The following is an 18,829-nucleotide window of genomic DNA, read 5'->3' on the forward strand; positions in this document are numbered from 1 at the left end:
GCGGCTGACCTCACCGCGGCGCTTCGATCGTTTCGATGATGCTGATCACCACATCCTCGATCGCGCGGCCGTCGATTTCGGCGGCGGGCGACAGGATCAGGCGGTGGCGCAGCAAGGCGGGGGCAAGCGCCTTCACGTCGTCGGGAATCACGAAATCGCGCCCGTCGAGCGCCGCGCGCGCGCGCGCCGCCCCCGCCAGCATTGCCCCCGCACGTGGGCTCGCACCGCTTTCCAGATCGGCGACATCGCGCGTGCCGCGGATCAGCGCGGCGATATAGTCGATCACTTCGTCGACCAGCCGAACTTGGGCGACCGCTGCAATCGCCTCACCGATCACGCTCGCATTGGCGATGACCTCGACGCCCCAATCCTCCGGTGCCATCGCATTGCCGTGCGACCCGTGCGCGGCGATGATGCGGCGTTCCTCGGCGGCGCTTGGATAATCGACCGTCTGTTTAAACAGGAAGCGGTCGAGCTGCGCCTCGGGCAGCGGATAGACGCCCTGTTGCTCGATCGGGTTCTGCGTCGCCACCACCATGAAGCGGTCGCCGAGCGCGAGGCTTTCGCCGTCGATCGTCACGGTGCGCTCCTGCATCGCCTCCAGCAGCGCCGCTTGCGTCTTGGGCGGAGTGCGGTTGATTTCATCCGCCAGCAGCAGATCGGTGAAGATCGGCCCGCGTGTGAGCGTGAAGGTGCTGGTCTGGAAGTTGAACCAATTGGCGCCGATAATGTCGCCCGGCATCAGATCCGGCGTGAACTGGATCCGCCCGAAATCGAGCCCGATCACGCGAGCGAAACTGCGGGCGAGCAGCGTCTTGGCGGTGCCCGGCGGGCCCTCGAGCAACACATGCCCGCCGGCGAACAGCGCAACGAGCAGGATGTCGACCGTCGCCTCCTGCCCGACCACGGCCTTGCCGATCTCGGCGCGAATGTCCTCGGCGAGCGCCTTGACGTCTTCTACGGTCACCGTGACTTCTCCCATAACCATTGGTGCAGCGCTTGCGCCGCTTGCAGCATCGCGCGCGGATCGGTGGCGGCCCGCGCCTGTTCGGCCAGTTCGGTAAAGCGCGCCCGCCCGCCAAAACGGTCGAGATAGGCGTCATATGCCTGATCGCGCAGCCGCGACGGCACGCCGAACACACTCCCCGCCCGCTCGCGCACAAGATCCGCATACCGCGGCCCGAGCGCACCGTGCCGCCCGGCCTTGCGCACCAGCGCCGCCGTATTGTCGATCAGCGCAGTCTTCCCGAAAGCAATCGCCCGCGCGCGCCGCCGCGTCGCGCCGAAGCGCGCGGTCGCCTGTACCCCCGCCAGCAGCACGGCAATCGCAATCGCCAGCGTCATGGCGAGGAAAGGCGGATCGAAGGCCAGCTTCAACGGGCTGGGCGCATGACCAAGCCCGTTGAGCGTAACATCGAACCAAACCGCTTTCGCCCCCGTCGAATTGAGAAAATCAAGCAGTTCGAGGGCAGAGCGTGCCTGATCCGCATCGCGCATGCCGATGTTGGACAAGAGGTCGGGATCAGCCAGCACATAAAAGGGCTGCTCGCCAATCTGCCCGAGCACGACATGGCCTTTGTCGTCGGTGATCAGCGGTTTCAGATCGGTGCCCGAAATTGCCTGCACCGGCTTTGGCCCGCGAAAGCGCAGGCTTTGCGGCATCCACGTCAAAGATAGCAGCGGACGCCCGCCGCTCGCATAACGGCGGGTCTTCAACACGGTCTTCGGTGCCAGCACGCCGTCCGGTTCGGACGTGCTCTTCAGATCGACGAAACGCACCCAGCCGGGATGCGTCTGGTCTGCGACGGTCTCCCATTTCGGCAGGATGACCAGCGTCGGCTTGCCTTGGCGAACCTCGATCACCTTGCTCATGTCGGTCGCGGCGGCCTCGGGCGTCAGTACGACCAGATCCTCGGTATCGAGCTTGCGCGGGTCGCGGACGATTTCCGGGTTGCGCCCGGTCGCCTCAGCCAGACGCACGATGCCGCTATAGCCGATCGCCGCGTTCGACAGCGCGTGCGCGCCGCCGTTGCGGCCCGATCGCAAATCGGGCGCATAGGCCCCGAGCACGAGCATGCCGACGAACGTCAAGATGCCGACCGCGATCAGGATCGCAACGGTGCGGGTCGTGAAAGCGCCGCCGCCGCTTGCCCCGGCTGGCGCGCCGATCGCCCCCGCCGGGGCACCAATTGCGAGGTCGCTCATGCGCGCCACGTCCCCGGCAGCGCGAAATCGCTATAGGCTGCCCGCGCGCCGGTCCAATCGGTGGCATCGACCGGACGCCCACCGAACAGGCTGCGCTCGACCAGCCGCGCGATCCCGGCGAACAGGTCGCGCGCCGGCAGCGGGAGCGCGTCGGACGCGCTGAGTTCACGGCTGGTCAGCGCCGGGCGCACCAGCTTTGGCCGCCGCCGCGCAATGTCCTCGATCGAGCGGAACAGCAAATGATGCACCGCCTCGGCATAGCGCCCCGCCGCGGCCATCGCATCGGCCTCGCGCAGCCATTCCCGCACCGGCGCAGCGTCGGGCGCCCACGCTTGGTCTTCCTCTACCGCGACTACTGTCGCGCGAAACCGGAGCTTGCCCGGCAAGCGCCATTCGCCATGCCGAATGCGCTGATACACACCCCACGCAATCAGCGCGACGACCACCGCCAGCACGACCCACAGGAAAATGCGCGCGTAGGGCCAGTTCGGGAAAAAGCTGTCGATCCACGCAAAGAAGCGCCCGACCGGCTCGAACACCTGCCCCAGCCACTTCACGAAGGCTTTGAGCCACGCTGGTGGCTGCGGCGGCGGCGGCGCGCGCGACAGCGTGAACTGTACGCTGGGATCGGCCTTCAACACGGCATGGGCAGCGGAAAACCGGTCGGTGGCGGTCGCCACCTGCTGCGCTGTCCCCCCGCTCACCTGAAATTCCCCCGCAGCAGATATCGCTACCCGACTGAGATTAAACCAACTCCGCGCCCACGCAATCGCCAAAATGCGCTGGACAGCGGCAAACCGCACCGGCAGACCCCCGTATCAGGGACCGGGGGGACTATCATGGCCAGCAGTGCAGAGATGGCGGATCGCCGCATGTCGATCGGACGCGTATTCAGTCGCGCCTTCGGGACGATCGGCGCGCATCCGGCGCTGATGTTCGGGATATCGTTTCTGTTCGGCGCACTGCCCGGCGTGCTGCTGAACCTTCTCCTGCCAAGCAACCAGCGCACGCAGGTGGCCGAATTCAACGCGGCAAACATTGTGCTCTCACTCGCCGTCGGGATCGCGGCAATCGGCTTTTCAATCATCGCACAGGGCGCGTTGGTGCGCGTAACGGTGGCGCATAGCGATGGCGAACCCGTGGCATTCGGCGATGCGGCGCTGGCGGGCCTGCGCAAGATCGTTCCGCTATTCGTGCTTGTCTTGTTGATGGCCGTTGCAATTGGCTTCGCATCGCTGCTGCTGATCGTGCCGGGCATCATCCTCTACGTGATGTGGTCAGTCGCAGCACCCGTGCTGGTGGCAGAGAATAGCGGCATCTTCGGCGCAATGAGGCGGAGTGCGCAGCTCACCAAGGGCGCGCGCTGGAGCATTTTCGGACTCCAGCTCATCTTGTTGCTCGTGATGTACACGATCATCGCTGTTGCCGGCATCGTCGCGATCTTCGCGGCTGGCGGTATCCAGAACTTTGCCGCGGCGCAGACGGCCGGCCCGTCAGTGATCCCGATCCTCCTGTCGACCGTGTTCAACACGGTGTCGATCACCTTTGCCGCGGCGATCCAGACGGCACTCTATGTCGAGCTACGCGATTGGAAGGACGGCCCGGCAACGGCCGCACTGGGCGACATTTTCGGCTAAAGCACAGCGTCTTCACCCGCGGTTCAGCGGCCGTGCGCGAAAGCACTCGGTCCTGCGGCCGGTTGTTCCATCCCGGCCCTAATCCGGTCTAGAGGCCCCGAATGATTCGTCTCGCTCCCCGTTCGCGCAGCCGCGTATTCAAGCTTCTGTTCGCCACGCTACCCCTGTTCGCAGTGGCGGCGGGGCAATCGTCGGACGGTGTGCTCCACGTCGCGGTCGACAACGTGCGCGATCGCACCGGGCGCGTGCACGTCGATATCTGCACGCAAAAGCAGTTCCTGAAGGATTGCCCGATCGCCGCCGATGGCCCCGCACGGGTCGGACAATCGACCGTGACGCTGACCGGCCTCAAGCCCGGCCGCTATGCCGCGCAGGTGTTTTACGACCAGAACGGCAATGGCAAGGTCGATCGCGCACTGTTCGGCGTGCCCAAGGAGGGCGTCGGCTTCTCCAACGATGCCAAGATCCGGCTCGGCCCGCCGAAATGGGAAGAAGCGTTCTTCGACTATGACGGGCGCGAGCGCACGATCCGCTTGCGGCTGCGCTACTTTATCGGGCCGGACGCGCCGACGGCGACCACGGCCAAGTGATCGCCCGGACGCTCCAACAGCTCGTCGCGCTGGGCGTGCGGCGGCCCTTCGCGGTGCTGGCAGCGTGCCTTGCGCTGGTCGCGGGCGCGACGCTGTTCGCCGCCAGCCATTTCGCGATGACCACCGATACCGCCGCCTTGATCTCTCCGGAGATCGAGTGGCGCAAGAATGAGAAAGCGATCGAAACCGCTTTTCCGCAGCTTCGCGACGTGCTGCTGGTGGTGGTCGATGGCAAAACCCCAGAATTGGCCGAGGCTGCGACCGTAAAGCTCTCCGCCGCGCTCGCCGCCGACACCGCGCATTTCCGCAGTGTCCAGCGCCCGGATGGCGGTGCGTTCTTCGATCGTGAGGGCCTATTGTTCGGCTCGACCACAGGAGTCCGCGCCTCGACCAAGGCGCTGATCGACGCGCAGCCGCTGCTCGGCCCGCTGGCGAGCGACCCGTCGCTGCGCGGCGTCGCGAATGCCTTTGCGACGATGCTGACCGGGGTCGAGCGCGGCGAAATTCCGCTCTCGCGGATCGACCTCCCGATGCGCACGATGGCCGATGCGCTGGAGGCTTCGGCTCAGGGCAAACCCGCCTATTTCTCGTGGCAGGAGCTGTTCGCCGAACCCGGTGCCGGCGCCACCGCGCCGCGCCGCCGCCTGATCTTGGCGCAGCCCAAGCTCGATTACGGCGCATTGCAACCGGGTGAGGATGCGGTTGCCGCGATCACCGCGCAAGCCAAGGCGCTCGGCCTCGATGCCACCCACGGCATCACCGTGCGCACCACCGGCGAAGTCCCGCTCGCCGACGAGGAGTTCGCGACACTGGAGGAGAATATCGGCTTTGTCGGGCTGGTGATGGCGGCGGCGATGCTGGTGACATTGTGGTTCGCGACGCGATCGGCGAAGATCGTCGCGGCAATCGTGGTGACGATCATCGCGGGCCTCGTCGTGACGACCGCACTCGGGCTGGCGGCGGTCGGCGCGCTCAACCTCATTTCGGTCGCCTTCATTCCGCTGTTCGTCGGGCTCGGCGTCGATTTCGGGATTCAGATCGCGGTGCGCTTCAATGCCGAGCGGCTTGAGGGGGCAGCAACCGGCGCCGCGCTGGAACGCGCGGCGGTCGCGCTCGGGGCACCGCTGGCGCTGGCGGCGGGGGCGGTGTTTCTGGGCTTCGGGGCATTCCTGCCGACCGACTATATCGGCATCGCTGAACTCGGCATCATCGCCGGACTCGGCATGATCGTGGCGCTGGTCGCGAGCGTGACCGTGCTTCCGGCCATGCTGATGCTCCTCAAACCCGGCACGCCGCGCCGCGAAGTGGGCTTCCGCGAAGCCGCCCCGCTCGATCGTTGGCTCGGCACGCATCGCAAAGCGGTGCTGTGGGCATTCGGCCTATCGATGGCAGGCAGCATCGCGTTGCTCCCGCTCGTCCAGTTCGATTTCAACCCGCTGCATTTGCGCGCGAAGAGCGGCCCGGCGATGCTTACGCTGATGGATTTGATGCGCGATCCGCTCCGCACCCCCAACACGATCAACGTGCTGACCGCGAGCCCGCAAGCCGCGCGCGCGCTGGCGGCGAAGCTCTCGGCACTGCCCGAGGTTGCCGAAGCGGTGTCGGTCGACAGCTTCGTTCCCGCGGATCAGGAAGCCAAGCTGGCGGTCGTGCAGGACGCCGCACTCCTGCTCGACGCGACGGTCAACCCCTTCGACCTGACCCCGCCCCCTAGCGATGCAGAGACGGCAACCGTCCTCGCCGGTGTCGCGCAGCAGCTTCGCAGCGCGGCCGGATCTCGCAACGACGCGGCGGCACGCAACGCGGTGCGTCTGGCGACCGCCTTCGATCGGCTCGCCAAGGGAAGCCCAACAGCTCGCGAACGGGCCTCCGCGTTACTCGTCACCCCGCTCGGCACGATGCTCGACCAGATCCGCGCGGCGTTGCAGGCCGAAACGGTTACGCGCGAAACGCTGCCGCCCGAAATCGCCGGAAACTGGGTCGCCAAGGACGGTCGCGCGTTGGTGCAGGTGTTCCCGAAGGGCGACAGCAACGACAATGCCGTACTGCGCCGCTTTACCAAGGCGGTCCGCGCCGTCGCACCGAATGCGAGTGGCCTGCCCGTTGCAACGCAGGAAGCCGCTGGCACCGTCGCCTGGGCGTTCGTACAAGCCGGTATCATCGCGCTGGCTTTGGTCAGCGGCCTGCTGTTCCTGGTGCTGCGCGATGTGAAGGAAGTGGCGTTCACGCTCGCCCCCGTCGTGCTGTCGGGCTTCCTGACGCTGGGGAGTTGCGTGCTGATCGGGCAACCGATCAACTTCGCCAACATCATCGCCTTTCCGCTGCTGTTCGGCGTCGGCGTCGCCTTCCACATCTATTTCGTGATGGCGTGGCGTGGCGGTGCGACCGACCTGCTGCAATCGAGCCTGGCGCGCGCGGTGCTGTTCAGCGCGCTCGCGACCGGCGGCGCGTTCGGCAGCCTGTGGCTGTCGCAACATCCCGGCACCGCGAGCATGGGCAAGATCCTGATGATCTCGCTCGCCTGGACGCTGGTCTGCGCGTTGATCTTCGAGCCCGCCTTGCTCGGCCCGCCACGGGCGAAGAAAGCTTAGGGCGCGCGCGGTGCCGGTGCAGGTTCAGCCGGTGGTGCTGGGTCGAGGGGAAAATCATCGGCGGGCGCAGGGGACGCCTCGGACGCCGCACCAGCGGGATCGGTCAACGGATCGTCGAGCGGGTCGTCCGTCGGCTTGGCGCTCGGCCGCGCGTCGTTGATCGTCGCCGCGCGGTCCTGCAGATAGGCCGATCTGAGCGTGGCGTAGGGATCGATCGCGCTGCCCAGCAACGCCTTGAGCGACTCATCCGATTCGGCGCGCAAATCGAGGCCGGTCAGCACGCCTTGCGACACGCGGTATTCCGCCCGGCCGAAGGGCACGTCGACCACCGAGGGCAGCACTTGCCCTTGCGCCAACCCCGCGCTGAAATCACGCAGCGTGCTCGGCCCGACCAGTGGCAGGAAGATATATGGCCCCGGTCCCACGCCGTAGCGGCCGAGCGTATCCCCTAAACTGTTGTCGCGATGCGGCAGCCGGAAATCGCGCGTCTTGGCGACATCGAGCACCCCGCCGATCCCCACGGTCGAATTGACCAGGAACCGCCCGAACGTCTTCACCGCGCGCTTCGGCTTCAACTGCAGCACGTCGTTGGCGAACACCAACGGCTCCCCGATATTGGAGAAGAAATGCCGGATGCCCTTGCGCACCACCTTGGGCACGATCTTCTTGTACGCCATCGACACCGGCCGGAAGAAAATCCGGTCGAGCACTTGATGGACCGAGAACATCGCCCGGTTGAAGCCTTCGAGCGAATCGCCCTTGGCATGACGGCGCTTCGGCCTGGCCGTCTGTTCGGCATCCGCCGTGGCGGACGGCTGTACCTGCGCGGCAATCGCAGCGGGTGCAGATGCCGCCTCCTGCCCAACCGCCAGAACGCTTGTCAGCGCGATCGTCAGCGCCAGTGCAACGCTGCCCCCCCGGGTGCGCACGCTGCTTAGCGCCCGCTTTTTGCGGCGAGCGCGTCGAGGTGGCTGATCAGCGCCTTGGCACCGCCCTTGGCGAAAATGCTCTCGAAATCGGCGCGGCGCGTCGCCAACTGGCTGATCGCGTTTCGATAATAGACATCGACGATCCGCCACTTCCCGCCGCTCTGGCGCAAACGGTAGCCGATCGCGACGCTATCGTTTTTGGGCGTGGTCAGACTCGTGCGCACGAGCTTGTCCGCCCCGCGCGCCTCGACCTTGGGGTCGATCGTGAAGCTCTGACCCGAATAGCTGCTGAAGTTCGCGGCATATTGCGCGACCGTCAGCCGCCGCATCCCCGCCACGAGTGCCGCCTGATCGGCAGGCGCGACCTTCACCCAATCCGGCCCGACCGACAGCCGCGTGATCAGGCCGACGTCGAAGGTCTGATCGACCACCGGGCCGATCTTCGACGCGCGCCCCGCCGCGCCGAGGCCGCTTCCACCCTTCATGATCGCAAGCAAGCCGTCGTCGAGCGCCTGCACCGGCGCCCGTGCCGGATCGGCCTGCGCGAGCGCCGGAGCGGCGACCAACAGCGCCGCTGCCGACAGGCTCGCACGCACGGGAATACGGCTGGAAAACGTCATCGAAAGCTCCTTCGGGATATTCGGCGATGCCCCTTTTGCTTTTTCGGGGCGGTATCATCGCGGGCGCGATAGCACAAACCGCTGTCGCTCCGATGAACCACGCGTAGCCCGCCGTTGAGAGCCGAGACGACGAATCCGCGCGTCGCGGGCACACGTTTTCGCGCTTCCTTTATGGTGCGACGCGGCTAGAATATCGACCCGGGAGGCATAGGTGACGTTTTCACGTCCGCGCTGTATAGCGCGAGGCGGTGGCAATGGCATCCGAGCGGACGGAAGGGACTTTGCTTGCAAGTAATTCTGGCTAACCCGCGCGGTTTCTGCGCCGGGGTCGTGCGGGCGATCGAAATCGTCGAGCGCGCGATCGATCGCTATGGCGCACCGGTCTATGTCCGGCACGAAATCGTCCACAACCGCCATGTTGTCGATACGCTGCGCGCCAAGGGTGCGGTGTTCGTCGAGGAATTGTCCGACGTGCCCGATGGCGCGATGACGGTGTTCAGCGCCCACGGCGTGGCGCGCACCGTCGAGGAAGAGGCCAAGGCGCGCAAGCTTCCCGTGTTCGACGCCACCTGCCCGCTCGTTACCAAGGTCCACCTCCAGGGCCGCCGCTATGCCAAGGCCGGTCGCACGCTGGTGATGATCGGGCATGAGGGACATGCCGAAGTCATCGGCACGCGCGGCCAGGTCGATGCGCCGGTGCTGCTAGTTTCGACAGAGGCGGACGTCGCCGCGCTCGACCTGCCCGAAAATGCACCGGTCGCCTATATCACGCAGACGACGTTGAGCGTTGATGACACCAAAAACGTCATCGCAGCGCTTGGCAAACGCTTTCCCAATCTGGTCGGGCCGGACGTGTCGGAGATTTGCTACGCCACGCAAAACCGCCAGACTGCGGTGCGCGATCTGTGCAAGGTCGCCGATCTGCTGCTCGTCGTCGGCTCGGAAAACAGCTCGAACTCCAGCCGGTTGCGCGATCTTGGCGCGGACGAGGGCTTGCCCAGCTACCTCGTCGCCGATGGCAGCGCGATCGATCCGGCGTGGTTTGTCGGGATCGAGCGCGTCGGGCTGACCGCAGGCGCGTCCGCCCCCGATGAGTTGGTCGACAGCGTGATCGATGCCCTGCGCAAAATCGGTCCGGTCGAGGTGACGCAGCTTTCCGGCGTCGAGGAATCGCTTGAATTCGGCCTCCCGCGCGAATTGCGTGGGCCACCTGCGAAAGCCGCCTCTACCAAATTCGCCACGATCGGCGCATAGGAACAGCCATGACGCTCCCCCTCGCCCCGCTCATGCGCATCGGCGCCTACACGCTCAAGAACCAGATCAAGGGCGGCAAATACCCGCTCGTTCTGATGCTCGAGCCGCTGCTGCGCTGCAATCTCGCCTGCCCCGGCTGCGGCAAGATCGATTATCCCGATGCGATCCTCAACCAGCGCTTGAGCTATGAGCAATGCATGGAAGCGATCGACGAATGCGGAGCGCCCGCCGTCTCGATCGCGGGCGGCGAGCCGCTGCTTCACCGCGACATGCCGCGCATCGTCGAGGGGTATCTCGCGAAGAAGAAGTTCGTGATCTTCTGCACCAACGCGCTGCTGCTCAAGAAGAAGATCGACGATTACAAGCCGTCGCCCTTCTTCACCTGGTCGATCCACCTTGATGGCGACAAGGGGATGCACGATCATGCGGTCGATCAGGACGGCACGTACGAGGTCGCGATCGAGGCGATCGAACTGGCGAAGTCCAAGGGCTTCCGCGTGCAGGTCAATTGCACCGTGTTCGACGGTGCCTCGTCCGATCGGCTGGCGGGTTTCTTCGACGAAATGGAAAAGCGCGGCGTCGAGATTACGATCTCGCCCGGCTATTCCTACGAGCGCGCCGCCGATCAGGAGCATTTCCTCACGCGGGAGCGGACCAAGAATTTCTTCCGCGACGTGTTCCGCAAGGGCGATGGCGCGCGCGCCTGGACCTTCACCAACTCGCCGCTGTTCCTCGATTTCCTCGCCGGCAACCAGACCTATGAATGCACCCCTTGGTCGATGCCGCTGCGCACCGTCTTCGGCTGGCAGAAGCCGTGCTATCTGGTCGGCGAAGGTTATGTCGAAACCTTCTCCGAGCTGATGGAGGGGACCGATTGGGACCAATACGGCGTCGGCAAATATGAGAAATGCTCGAACTGCATGGTGCATTGCGGTTTCGAAGGCACGGCGGCGGCGGATGCCGTGCGCAATCCGCTCAAGATGTTCACCGTCGGCCGCCGCGGCATCCGCACCGAAGGCCCGATGGCACCCGACATCGACCTGAGCCATGCGCGCCCTGCCGAGGACGTCCACTCAACGCATGTCGAGGCCGAGCTTGCCAAGATCAAGGCGGCCGATCCCGAGGGGTATAAGCGCACGCAGCGCGCGGCTTGACGCGGCCGTCGTGGTGGCGGGCATCCACCACCCGGCGATTGATCAAAAATCCTGCGGCAGGCCCTCGACCGCCCGACGAAGCGCGGCGAACGCGGTGCCGGCGTCGCGTCCGGTCCGGATTAGCGCGGGAAGTTGCGCAGGGTTGCGCGCCAACGACGTCAGCACCGCGCCGAGTGCCACGCCGCCATCGGGTTTCATCCCAACCAGCGCGGCGGGGGGCAGCGCATGATCGGCGGTGTCCGAGATCGTCCTGAGGATTGCGAAAGGGAGGCTGTGACGCTCCGCCACGCGGGCGGCGATGTGCGATTCCATGTCGACGGCGATGGCACGGGTGCTCGCGTAGAGCGCGGCCTTTTCGGCGGCGGAGGCGATGATCGCGTCCGCTCCAACCACAGTGCCGCGGTGCGCGTCGGGAAGGTGGTCCGCCAGCCATTCGACCAAAGCTCCACCCCGGCGACTGCCGGGGCCCAGTTGCGAAGGTGGAGGTAATGGAGCGCTGTGCTCAAAAACCTCGCACGTCTCAGCTGGCCCCCGGCCTTCGCCGGGGTGGAGCGTAGGGGAAAGCTCGCCAACCACGACATCCCCCGCCCGCAACGCCGGATCCAGCGCCCCCGCCACCCCGCACGACAGCACCGCGCGCACGCCGCCACGCTCAACCGCAGCCTCCAGCTCGCGCTCCAGCCGCGCCGCATCGCCGCCGCCCGCCACCACTACCCAGCCCGGCCGCGCGATGATCGCCGCCTCGCGCTGCAGCCCGCACGCTACCAGCAGCGTCACATCCCGAACGCCACATGTGCGCTATTCGAGCGCTTCAGATTGCGGAATCGTGCCACCGCCCACAGCGGAAAATACGCCGGATAGCCGTGATAGCGCAGGTAGAACACGCGCGGAAAACCGCCGCCGGTGTATTTCTCCTGCCCCCACAGCCCGTCCTGCTCCTGCGTCGCGATCAGATGGCGCACGCCGCGTTCGACCGCGGGGTGATCGACCCGACCCGCCGCCATCAGCGCCAGCAGGGCCCAGCCGGTCTGCGACGCGGTCGAGGGGGCAGGCGTATAGCCCTTGTAATCGAGCGCATAGCTCTCGCAATCCTCACCCCAGCCGCCGTCGAGATTCTGGATGTGGATCAGCCAGTCGACCCCCTTGCGCACCATCGGATGTTTGTCGCCGAGGCCAGCGGCATTGAGCGCGCACAGCACCGACCAGGTGCCGTAGATATAGTTTACGCCCCAACGCCCGAACCACGATCCGTCGGGCATCTGCTCCTGTTCGAGGAAGGCGAGCGCCGCCTGCATCCGCGGGCTGTCGGTCTCGCCCAATTGCGCGAGCATCGAGACGCACCGCGCGGTCACGTCGCTGGTCGGCGGATCGAGCAACGCGCCATGATCGGCAAAAGGGATGTTGTTGAGATAATGGTACGAATTGTCGGCATCAAACGCGCCCCAACCGCCGTCCTTCGATTGCAAGCCCACGGTCCATTCCACCCCGCGCGCAACCGCCTCGTCATAGGTCGGGCCGACACGCTCCTTTACCCGGTCCATCGCCATCACCACCACGGCGGTATCGTCCAGATCCGGGTAATGCGCGTTGTTATACTGGAACGCCCAGCCGCCAGGGCGAACATCGGGCTTTTCGTCGGCCCAATCGCCCTTCACGTCGAGCACTTGCAACGGCTCCAGCCACGCGAGCCCCGCAGCAGCGCGCGCCTCGGCTTCGTCACCGCCCGCCTCCAGCATCGCGTGCGCGGCAAGCGCGGTATCCCACACCGGCGAGACGCACGGCTGACAATAAGCCTCGTGGTCTTTCACCACGAGCAGCTTCTCGACCGAGGTCCGCGCCACCCGCCGCGCCGGATGGTCCGCCGGATAGCCCAGGCAATCGAACATCATCACGCTGTTCGCCATCGCCGGATAGATCGCGCCGAGGCCGTCCTCACCGTTGAGACGCTCGGTGACGAAATCGACGCACGCGGCGATCGCGCGCTCGCGCGTGCCCTTTGGCCACAAAGGTTCAGCCGCCTTCAATATGACGTCGACCGCGCCGAAAAAAGCGGTCCACGCCCGCTGCGTCCCCGCTGCGCGGCTCTCCAGCTTGGCGCGCTTGGCGGTGTAGAGCTCGTCAACCTTCACGCCCGCTTCGTTCCGCGCGACGGGCTTCTTCGCCGCCAGCACCAGCAGCGGCACGATCACGGTGCGCGCCCAATAGGACATCTTGGAGAGATGCACCGGAAACCAGCGCGGCAGCAGGATCAACTCGACCGGCAAGGTCGGCACCACCGACCACGGCCCGGCATCGAACAACGCCAGTTGAATGCGTGTGAACACGTTCACCGCCGCCGCGCCGCCCGCCTTGTGGATCGCGGCACGCGCGCGCGCCATGTGCGGCGCACCTATATCGTCGCCGATCATCTTGAGCGCGAAATACGCCTTCACGCTCGCGCTCACATCGAACGCGCCGCCGTGAAACAGACCCCAACCATGATGCGCGTCGGATTGGATCCGGCGCAGGTACACGCCGATCTTCCACTCGATTTCCTCATCGCGCGGTTCGCCAAGATAATGGCGCAGCAGCACATATTCCGCTGGAATCGTGGCGTCGGCTTCGAGCTCGAATACCCAATGCCCATCGTCGCGTTGCAGCTTGCCCAGCGCCGCGGCGGCGCGGATGGCAGCGGCATCGGCTTCGTCCAGCAAACGTGCGCGGTCGATCGTATCGGTCCCCATCGCTCGCCCTTAGCCGAGCAGGGCGCCCGCCGCCAAGCATGCCGCGCGCTCACCCGACCGGATCGCGCCCTCGATCGTCGCGGGAAGCCCGGTCTGCGTCCAATCCCCGGCCAAAAACAGGTTCCGCCAACGCGTCTCAGCCGGTGGGCGCCTCGCATCCTGTGCGGGCGTCGCGGCGAAGGTCGCGCGCTTTTCCTTGACGATCTGCCATGGCGGCAGCGTCGCCGGTAGTTGATGGATCGCGGCGATATCCGCCCAAAAGCGCGCGGCCAGCTCGGCGCGATCGACATCGACCAGATGATCAGCCGCACTCACCGTCACCGACAGCCGATCGGGAAAAGCAAAAATCCACTCTGCCGCGCCGCCGAGCACACCGATCATCGGTGCCGTCCCTGGTGGCGGCGCGAAGGCGAAATGCGCGTTGACGATCGCACGGAAGTCATCGGGCGCGTTAAGGCCGGGCACCAGCGCCGTCGCGACCCACGGTGGCACCGCCAGGATAATGGTCTCGCGCGCCGCAACCGGCTCGTCGCCACCGCCGAAATCGAGCGCAACGACCCGGTCCCCTTCAAACCGCAGCGCCCGCAAACGCCGCCCGAGCGTCAGCGCCGTCCCCTGCCCCGCCAGCCAATCGACGGCGGGATCGACGAACGCCGCCGCTAGCGTCGGCTCGGCGATGCGCGGGCGGCTAGCGTGACCGCCTCGGCCCAAGGATTCGCGGATCACCGCCGCCGCCAGCACCGCCGATCCATCCGCAGCAGCCGTATTCAGCGCGGCGAGCAACACCGGCTCCATCAATTTGTCCCAAACCGCCCCGCGCGGCGCGATCCGCTCGCCAACGGTCTGGCCCGGCCTGCCCGACAGCAAGGCTGCAAGGCGCAGATAATCCCACATCCGGGTGCCGGGCACACGCCTGCCATCGCGGAAAATCCACCACGGAACAGGCCCGTCATTGGCGCGCACCGACCAGCGCGCGCCGGTCCCGCGGTCGACAAAGGCAAAGTCGGCATGGAGCGGCCCGCTCAACCGGTCGCTCGCGCCGATCGTGGCGAGATACTCGGCCACTGCGCGATTCCCCGACAGCACGAGGTGATTGCCATTGTCGATCGTGCGGCCAAGTTGCGGATCGTGATAGCTGCGGCACCGCCCCCCGGCCTGCGCCGCCCCGTCGCTCAGCTCTGCGGCGATCCCGCGCCGCGCGAGCTCCACTGCGGCCGACAGCCCGGCCATGCCGGCACCAACAATCCGGACCGATGGGGTCACTGGAACAGCCACAGCCTCAAGGCCGTGAACAGCAACGCGGGCTTGTTCGTCTTGATACGCGTGCGCGGCGGCGCCCAACCGACTGCCTCCATCCGCACCAGGATCGGCGCGTAGACCGCCGCCATCAGGCGCGGCGCGATCAAATGACCGCGCGGACGCTGCGCCAAAATCGCCTCCGCCGCCCGGAAATGCTCATGCGCCTTATCGGCGAGGAACCGGCACGCGGCATCGACGCGTGGATCGCCGACGACGGTTATGGGATCAAGTAATTCGACCCCCGCCGCGAGCAGCGGTTCGGACGGGAGATAGACGCGGCCGATATCGGCATCCTCGTCGACATCGCGCAGGATGTTGGTGAATTGCAGCGCACGGCCGAGATGATAAGCGAGCTCGATCCCGACCGCATCGTCCATCCCGAAGATCTTGACCGACAAACGGCCGACCGCGGAGGCGACGCGATCGCAATACAGATCGAGCTCCTCGAAAGTCGGCCAGCGCACGTCGCGCGCAACATCGGTTGCCATGCCGTCGATCACCGCGAGAAAATCGGCCTTCTCGAGCGCAAATTCCCGCACCGCCTGTGCGACGAGCGCGGCCTGACCCGGATCGCCGCCAGCATAAAGCGATTCAATATCGGCACGCCACGCCCGGAGTTGCGCGGCACGCTCTGCTCGGTCGCCGATTTCGTCGTCGGCGATGTCATCGACCGCGCGGCAAAAGGCATAGACCGCGTACATCGCCTCGCGTCGCGGCTTGGGCAGGACGCGCATCCCGGCATAAAAGGAACTGCCCGAGACCTGTGCCTGCAACGCGGCGGGAGTGGAATTCGGGTTCATCCCCGGCCCTTAACCAGTTGTGCGGCTGCCGCCAATGTCGCCAGGCCGAGCATCTCCGCCTTGCCGTGATGAACCCGCTCGGACAGCGGATCGTGGGTCTTCAAGCGCCGCGTCAGATCGGACGCGAGGCGATGAATGATCGCGACCTCCACCGCCAGCCGCCGGTCACAAATCGCGCGCGAGAACCCCGCTGATCGCACCAGCAAGATTTCGGTCCGCGCGACCAGATCACGCAACGCCGCGCGCAACTGCGGCGTCGCCTCGTCCTTGCCGAGGTCGCTCACCTCCGCGCCATGCGCCGCCAGCACGTCGAGCGGCAAATAGACGCGCCCGATCGCGCGATAATCCTTCCCGCAATCCTGCAAATGATTGATCACCTGCAACGCCGCGCATAGCGCATCGTTGGCAGCCCAGGTTGCGCGGTCCTCGCCATGCACGTCGAGCACGTAACGCCCGACCGGCATCGCCGAATAGCGGCAATAGTCGACCAAAGCAGGCCAGTCGGCATACCGATCTATGCTGCAATCGCGCTCGAACGCGGTCAGCAAATCGAGCGCGTGCTGCGCGCTGATCGCGTGCGCCGCCATCGTCTCGCGCAGCGCAGCCGAGGGCGCATCGGTATCCACGCTGCCCGCGATTGTCGCGCGCATCGCGCCGAGCAGCGCCAGCTTCTCAGCCGCCGAGGCCGTTTCACTATCCGCCACATCGTCCGCCGCGCGGGCAAAGCGATAGAAGGCCATCACCGGCGCACGGTGTTCGCGCTTCAATAGCGCCGAGGCGACCGGGAAATTCTCGTCCTTATGCCCCTTGCCCGAGGCGAGTTGGGCGGCGGCGCTCATGCGGCCACATCCTCGTTCAAGGCCGCCTGGACGCGGCCCTTCCACATCCCGCCGCGCCCGCGCACATGCTGCCATGCCGATAGCAAGGTGCATCCTGCATAGAAGGTCGCGATCAACGGCAAGGCTGGTCCCCAAAGTGGCGAGCGACCGTAAAAGCGCAACATCGGCTGAAACGCCAGCGCCATCAACGCCCAGGCACCGATCGCGGCAAATTGCGCCACCCCGTGCGCGAAGATCCCGAACGTCGGCGGCACGAGGTAGGTCAGCGCGAGTCCAAGCGTCGTCCCCGCCAGCAGCAGCGGCGAATAGCCAAGCTGCGCATAAGCCGAGCGCGAAATCATCGCCGCGACCGAGCGCCATGTGTCGTACCGCCGAATGCTGATGGCGCGATCCGTGAGCCCGAGCCAAACCGCGCCTTGCGACTTCATCAGTGCGCCGAACGCGCAATCGTCGATCAGCGCGGATCGCACCGCCGCGATGCCGCCCGCAGCCTCCAGCGCCTTGCGCTCGACCAGCATCACCCCGCCCGCCGCCGCACCGAAACCATTGCCGCGCCGATTTACCTTGGCGAACGGATACAGCATCTGGAAAAACCACACGAAAGCGGGGATCAGCGTGCGCTCCGCCAAGCTTTCACAGCGCAACCGCGCCATCAGCGACACCAGCACGCGATCGTCATCGACCGCGCGCGCGACAAGGCTGCGCAGCGTATCGGGCGCGTGTGCAATGTCGGCGTCGGTCAGCAGCAAGTATTCGGGCGCATCCCCGGCAGCGACGACGCCTTGCGAAACCGCCCATAACTTCCCGGTCCACCCCGCCGCGAGCGGTGCGCCGGTCACGACGCGAACCCGGTCCGAGCCCAGCCCGCGCGCGATGTCGGCGGTGCCATCGCTGCTTGAATCGTCGACCAGCAGGATGCGGAAGTTGCCAGGGTAATCCTGCGCGACAAGACTGCCGATCGATCGGGCGATCACCTCCGCCTCATCGCGCGCGGGGACGATCGCGGTGACGGCGGGCCAGCGCCCATTTCCTTCGCTCTCTGGAAGAGAGGGGAGCGAGTCGCGCTCGCGCGTCAGCCAGAACCCGTCACGCGCAAACACCAGCACGACCCAGATCGCCAAAGACAGCAACGCCAGCCCGACGACGATCACGCGATCATGCCCGCTTGCCGGAACCATGCGATCGCATCGCCCAACGCCTCCCGATACGGCCGCGCGCGATAGCCGAGCTCGGCCTCCGCCCGCGCGCTCGAATAATACATGTCATGTGCCGCCATGCGCAGCGAATCGAGCGTCAGGAACGGCTCTTTGCCCGTCACCCGCGCGATCTGTTCATTGACCCAGGCCAGCGGAAACAGTGGCGCGGTGGGGATACGGATCGTCGGGGCTTTGCGCCCGACCAGCTCTGCCACCACCGTCAGCATCTCGCGCAAGCTCACGTCCTGCCCGCCCAGTATATAGCGTTCGCCGGTCTGCCCGCGCGCCATCGCCGCCAGATGTCCGTCGGCGACGTCATCGACATGAACCAGGTTGAGGCCACTTTCGACAAACGCCGGCATCCGCCCCGACGCCGCCTCGACAATGATCCGCCCGGTCGGCGTCGGGCGCGCATCGCGCGGGCCGATCGGGGTTGAGGGATTGACGATGACTGCGGGCAAACCCCGCTGCAGGACCATTTCCTCGACCAGCCGCTCCGCCACCACTTTGCTACGCTTATACGCGCCGACCGCCTGTTCGGGCGTTGCCGGGCGCGTTTCATCAGCAGGGCGGCCCCCCGACGCGCTGTCGCCGGGCCGCAACGTGGCGACGCTGCTGGTATAAACGATGCGCTCCACGCGCGCCGCCAGCGCCGCTTCCATCACCGTTTGCGTACTCAGCCGATTGTTACGAACGATGTCTTCCGGATCGGGGGCCCAGATCCGATAATCCGCCGCTACGTGATACAGATATCGCACGCCTTTCAACGCCCGTGCCATCGCGGCGGGGTCGCGCGCGTCACCTTCGACCAATTCACCCGGAAAACCGTCCAGATTGGTCCGCGCGCTGCTCGCTCGCACCAGTCCGCGAACCGTGGCGCCCGACGCCGCCAGCCGCCGCGCGACCGCCGAACCAACGAAACCGGAAACCCCGGTTACCAGCACAATTCCTGCATCCATGTCGGCGCTCTAGCGTGCAGTGCAACATCGCGC

At 66.3% G+C, this 18,829-nt stretch carries 17 protein-coding genes; 5 read left to right on the forward strand and 12 right to left on the reverse strand.

The window, feature by feature from the left end:
* Positions 1–10: 10 nt before the first annotated feature.
* From HMP06_RS07800 to HMP06_RS07810, 3 genes are read right to left on the reverse strand one after another with little or no spacing between them, the layout of a single operon-like run.
* A complete protein-coding gene (locus tag HMP06_RS07800) occupies positions 11–967 on the reverse strand; it encodes an AAA family ATPase (protein WP_176496585.1) in 957 nt (318 codons plus the stop codon).
* On the reverse strand, positions 964–2,205 hold the full coding sequence (locus tag HMP06_RS07805) for a DUF4350 domain-containing protein (protein ID WP_232089914.1): 1,242 nt from the start codon (positions 2,203–2,205) through the stop codon (positions 964–966). Before HMP06_RS07805 ends, HMP06_RS07800 begins: the two co-directional genes overlap by 4 nt.
* Complete coding sequence (locus tag HMP06_RS07810) at positions 2,202–2,909, reverse strand: DUF4129 domain-containing protein (protein WP_176496586.1); 708 nt, start codon at positions 2,907–2,909, stop codon at positions 2,202–2,204. Before HMP06_RS07810 ends, HMP06_RS07805 begins: the two co-directional genes overlap by 4 nt.
* Positions 2,910–3,044: 135 nt before the next feature.
* Here HMP06_RS07810 and HMP06_RS07815 point away from each other — a divergent pair, with 135 nt between their 5' ends.
* The 3 genes from HMP06_RS07815 (at position 3,045) to HMP06_RS07825 (ending at position 7,023) form a co-directional block, all read left to right on the forward strand.
* Positions 3,045–3,842: a hypothetical protein gene (locus tag HMP06_RS07815; RefSeq protein WP_176496587.1), complete on the forward strand. Its 798-nt coding sequence runs from the start codon at positions 3,045–3,047 to the stop codon at positions 3,840–3,842.
* A 101-nt stretch (positions 3,843–3,943) separates the two neighbouring features.
* A complete protein-coding gene (locus HMP06_RS07820) occupies positions 3,944–4,432 on the forward strand; it encodes a DUF2141 domain-containing protein (RefSeq protein WP_176496588.1) in 489 nt (162 codons plus the stop codon).
* Complete coding sequence (locus HMP06_RS07825; protein WP_176496589.1) at positions 4,429–7,023, forward strand: MMPL family transporter; 2,595 nt, start codon at positions 4,429–4,431, stop codon at positions 7,021–7,023. Before HMP06_RS07820 ends, HMP06_RS07825 begins: the two co-directional genes overlap by 4 nt.
* On the opposite strand, the gene HMP06_RS07830 is transcribed toward HMP06_RS07825, so the two are convergent.
* Complete coding sequence (locus tag HMP06_RS07830) at positions 7,020–7,952, reverse strand: MlaA family lipoprotein (RefSeq protein WP_176496590.1); 933 nt, start codon at positions 7,950–7,952, stop codon at positions 7,020–7,022. The two genes, HMP06_RS07825 and HMP06_RS07830, sit on opposite strands and share 4 nt — an antisense overlap.
* Before the next feature lie 5 nt (positions 7,953–7,957).
* Entirely contained in the window at positions 7,958–8,572 is a 615-nt protein-coding gene (locus tag HMP06_RS07835) for an ABC transporter substrate-binding protein (RefSeq protein ID WP_176496591.1), read from the reverse strand.
* Between the two features lie 285 nt (positions 8,573–8,857).
* On the opposite strand from HMP06_RS07835, the gene ispH reads away from it, so the two are divergent.
* Positions 8,858–9,826, forward strand: a complete 969-nt coding sequence (gene ispH / locus HMP06_RS07840; protein WP_176496592.1) for a 4-hydroxy-3-methylbut-2-enyl diphosphate reductase — start codon at positions 8,858–8,860, stop codon at positions 9,824–9,826.
* Between the two features lie 8 nt (positions 9,827–9,834).
* A complete protein-coding gene (hpnH, locus tag HMP06_RS07845) occupies positions 9,835–10,980 on the forward strand; it encodes an adenosyl-hopene transferase HpnH (RefSeq protein WP_176496593.1) in 1,146 nt (381 codons plus the stop codon).
* A gap of 42 nt (positions 10,981–11,022) precedes the next feature.
* Here hpnH and HMP06_RS07850 read toward each other — a convergent pair whose 3' ends face one another.
* The 7 genes from HMP06_RS07850 to hpnA are packed head-to-tail and all read right to left on the reverse strand — an operon-like array spanning position 11,023 to position 18,796.
* Positions 11,023–11,757 (reverse strand): phosphorylase family protein, encoded by a 735-nt coding sequence (locus HMP06_RS07850; RefSeq protein WP_176496594.1) that lies wholly within the window; start codon positions 11,755–11,757, stop codon positions 11,023–11,025.
* Complete coding sequence (gene shc / locus HMP06_RS07855) at positions 11,754–13,703, reverse strand: squalene--hopene cyclase (protein WP_176496595.1); 1,950 nt, start codon at positions 13,701–13,703, stop codon at positions 11,754–11,756. Before shc ends, HMP06_RS07850 begins: the two co-directional genes overlap by 4 nt.
* A 9-nt stretch (positions 13,704–13,712) precedes the next feature.
* Positions 13,713–14,966, reverse strand: a complete 1,254-nt coding sequence (gene hpnE / locus HMP06_RS07860; RefSeq protein ID WP_269473410.1) for a hydroxysqualene dehydroxylase HpnE — start codon at positions 14,964–14,966, stop codon at positions 13,713–13,715.
* Positions 14,963–15,802: a presqualene diphosphate synthase HpnD gene (gene hpnD / locus HMP06_RS07865; RefSeq protein ID WP_176496596.1), complete on the reverse strand. Its 840-nt coding sequence runs from the start codon at positions 15,800–15,802 to the stop codon at positions 14,963–14,965. The genes hpnE and hpnD overlap by 4 nt, the downstream gene beginning before the upstream one ends.
* Positions 15,799–16,641, reverse strand: a complete 843-nt coding sequence (gene hpnC / locus HMP06_RS07870) for a squalene synthase HpnC (protein WP_176496597.1) — start codon at positions 16,639–16,641, stop codon at positions 15,799–15,801. Before hpnC ends, hpnD begins: the two co-directional genes overlap by 4 nt.
* Positions 16,638–17,819, reverse strand: a complete 1,182-nt coding sequence (locus HMP06_RS07875; RefSeq protein WP_176496598.1) for a glycosyltransferase — start codon at positions 17,817–17,819, stop codon at positions 16,638–16,640. The genes hpnC and HMP06_RS07875 overlap by 4 nt, the downstream gene beginning before the upstream one ends.
* Complete coding sequence (hpnA, locus tag HMP06_RS07880; RefSeq protein ID WP_176496599.1) at positions 17,789–18,796, reverse strand: hopanoid-associated sugar epimerase; 1,008 nt, start codon at positions 18,794–18,796, stop codon at positions 17,789–17,791. Before hpnA ends, HMP06_RS07875 begins: the two co-directional genes overlap by 31 nt.
* Between the last annotated feature and the right edge of the window lie 33 nt (positions 18,797–18,829).

Origin of the sequence: Sphingomonas sp. HMP6 (assembly GCF_013374095.1) — a bacterium.
GTDB lineage: Bacteria > Pseudomonadota > Alphaproteobacteria > Sphingomonadales > Sphingomonadaceae > Sphingomonas.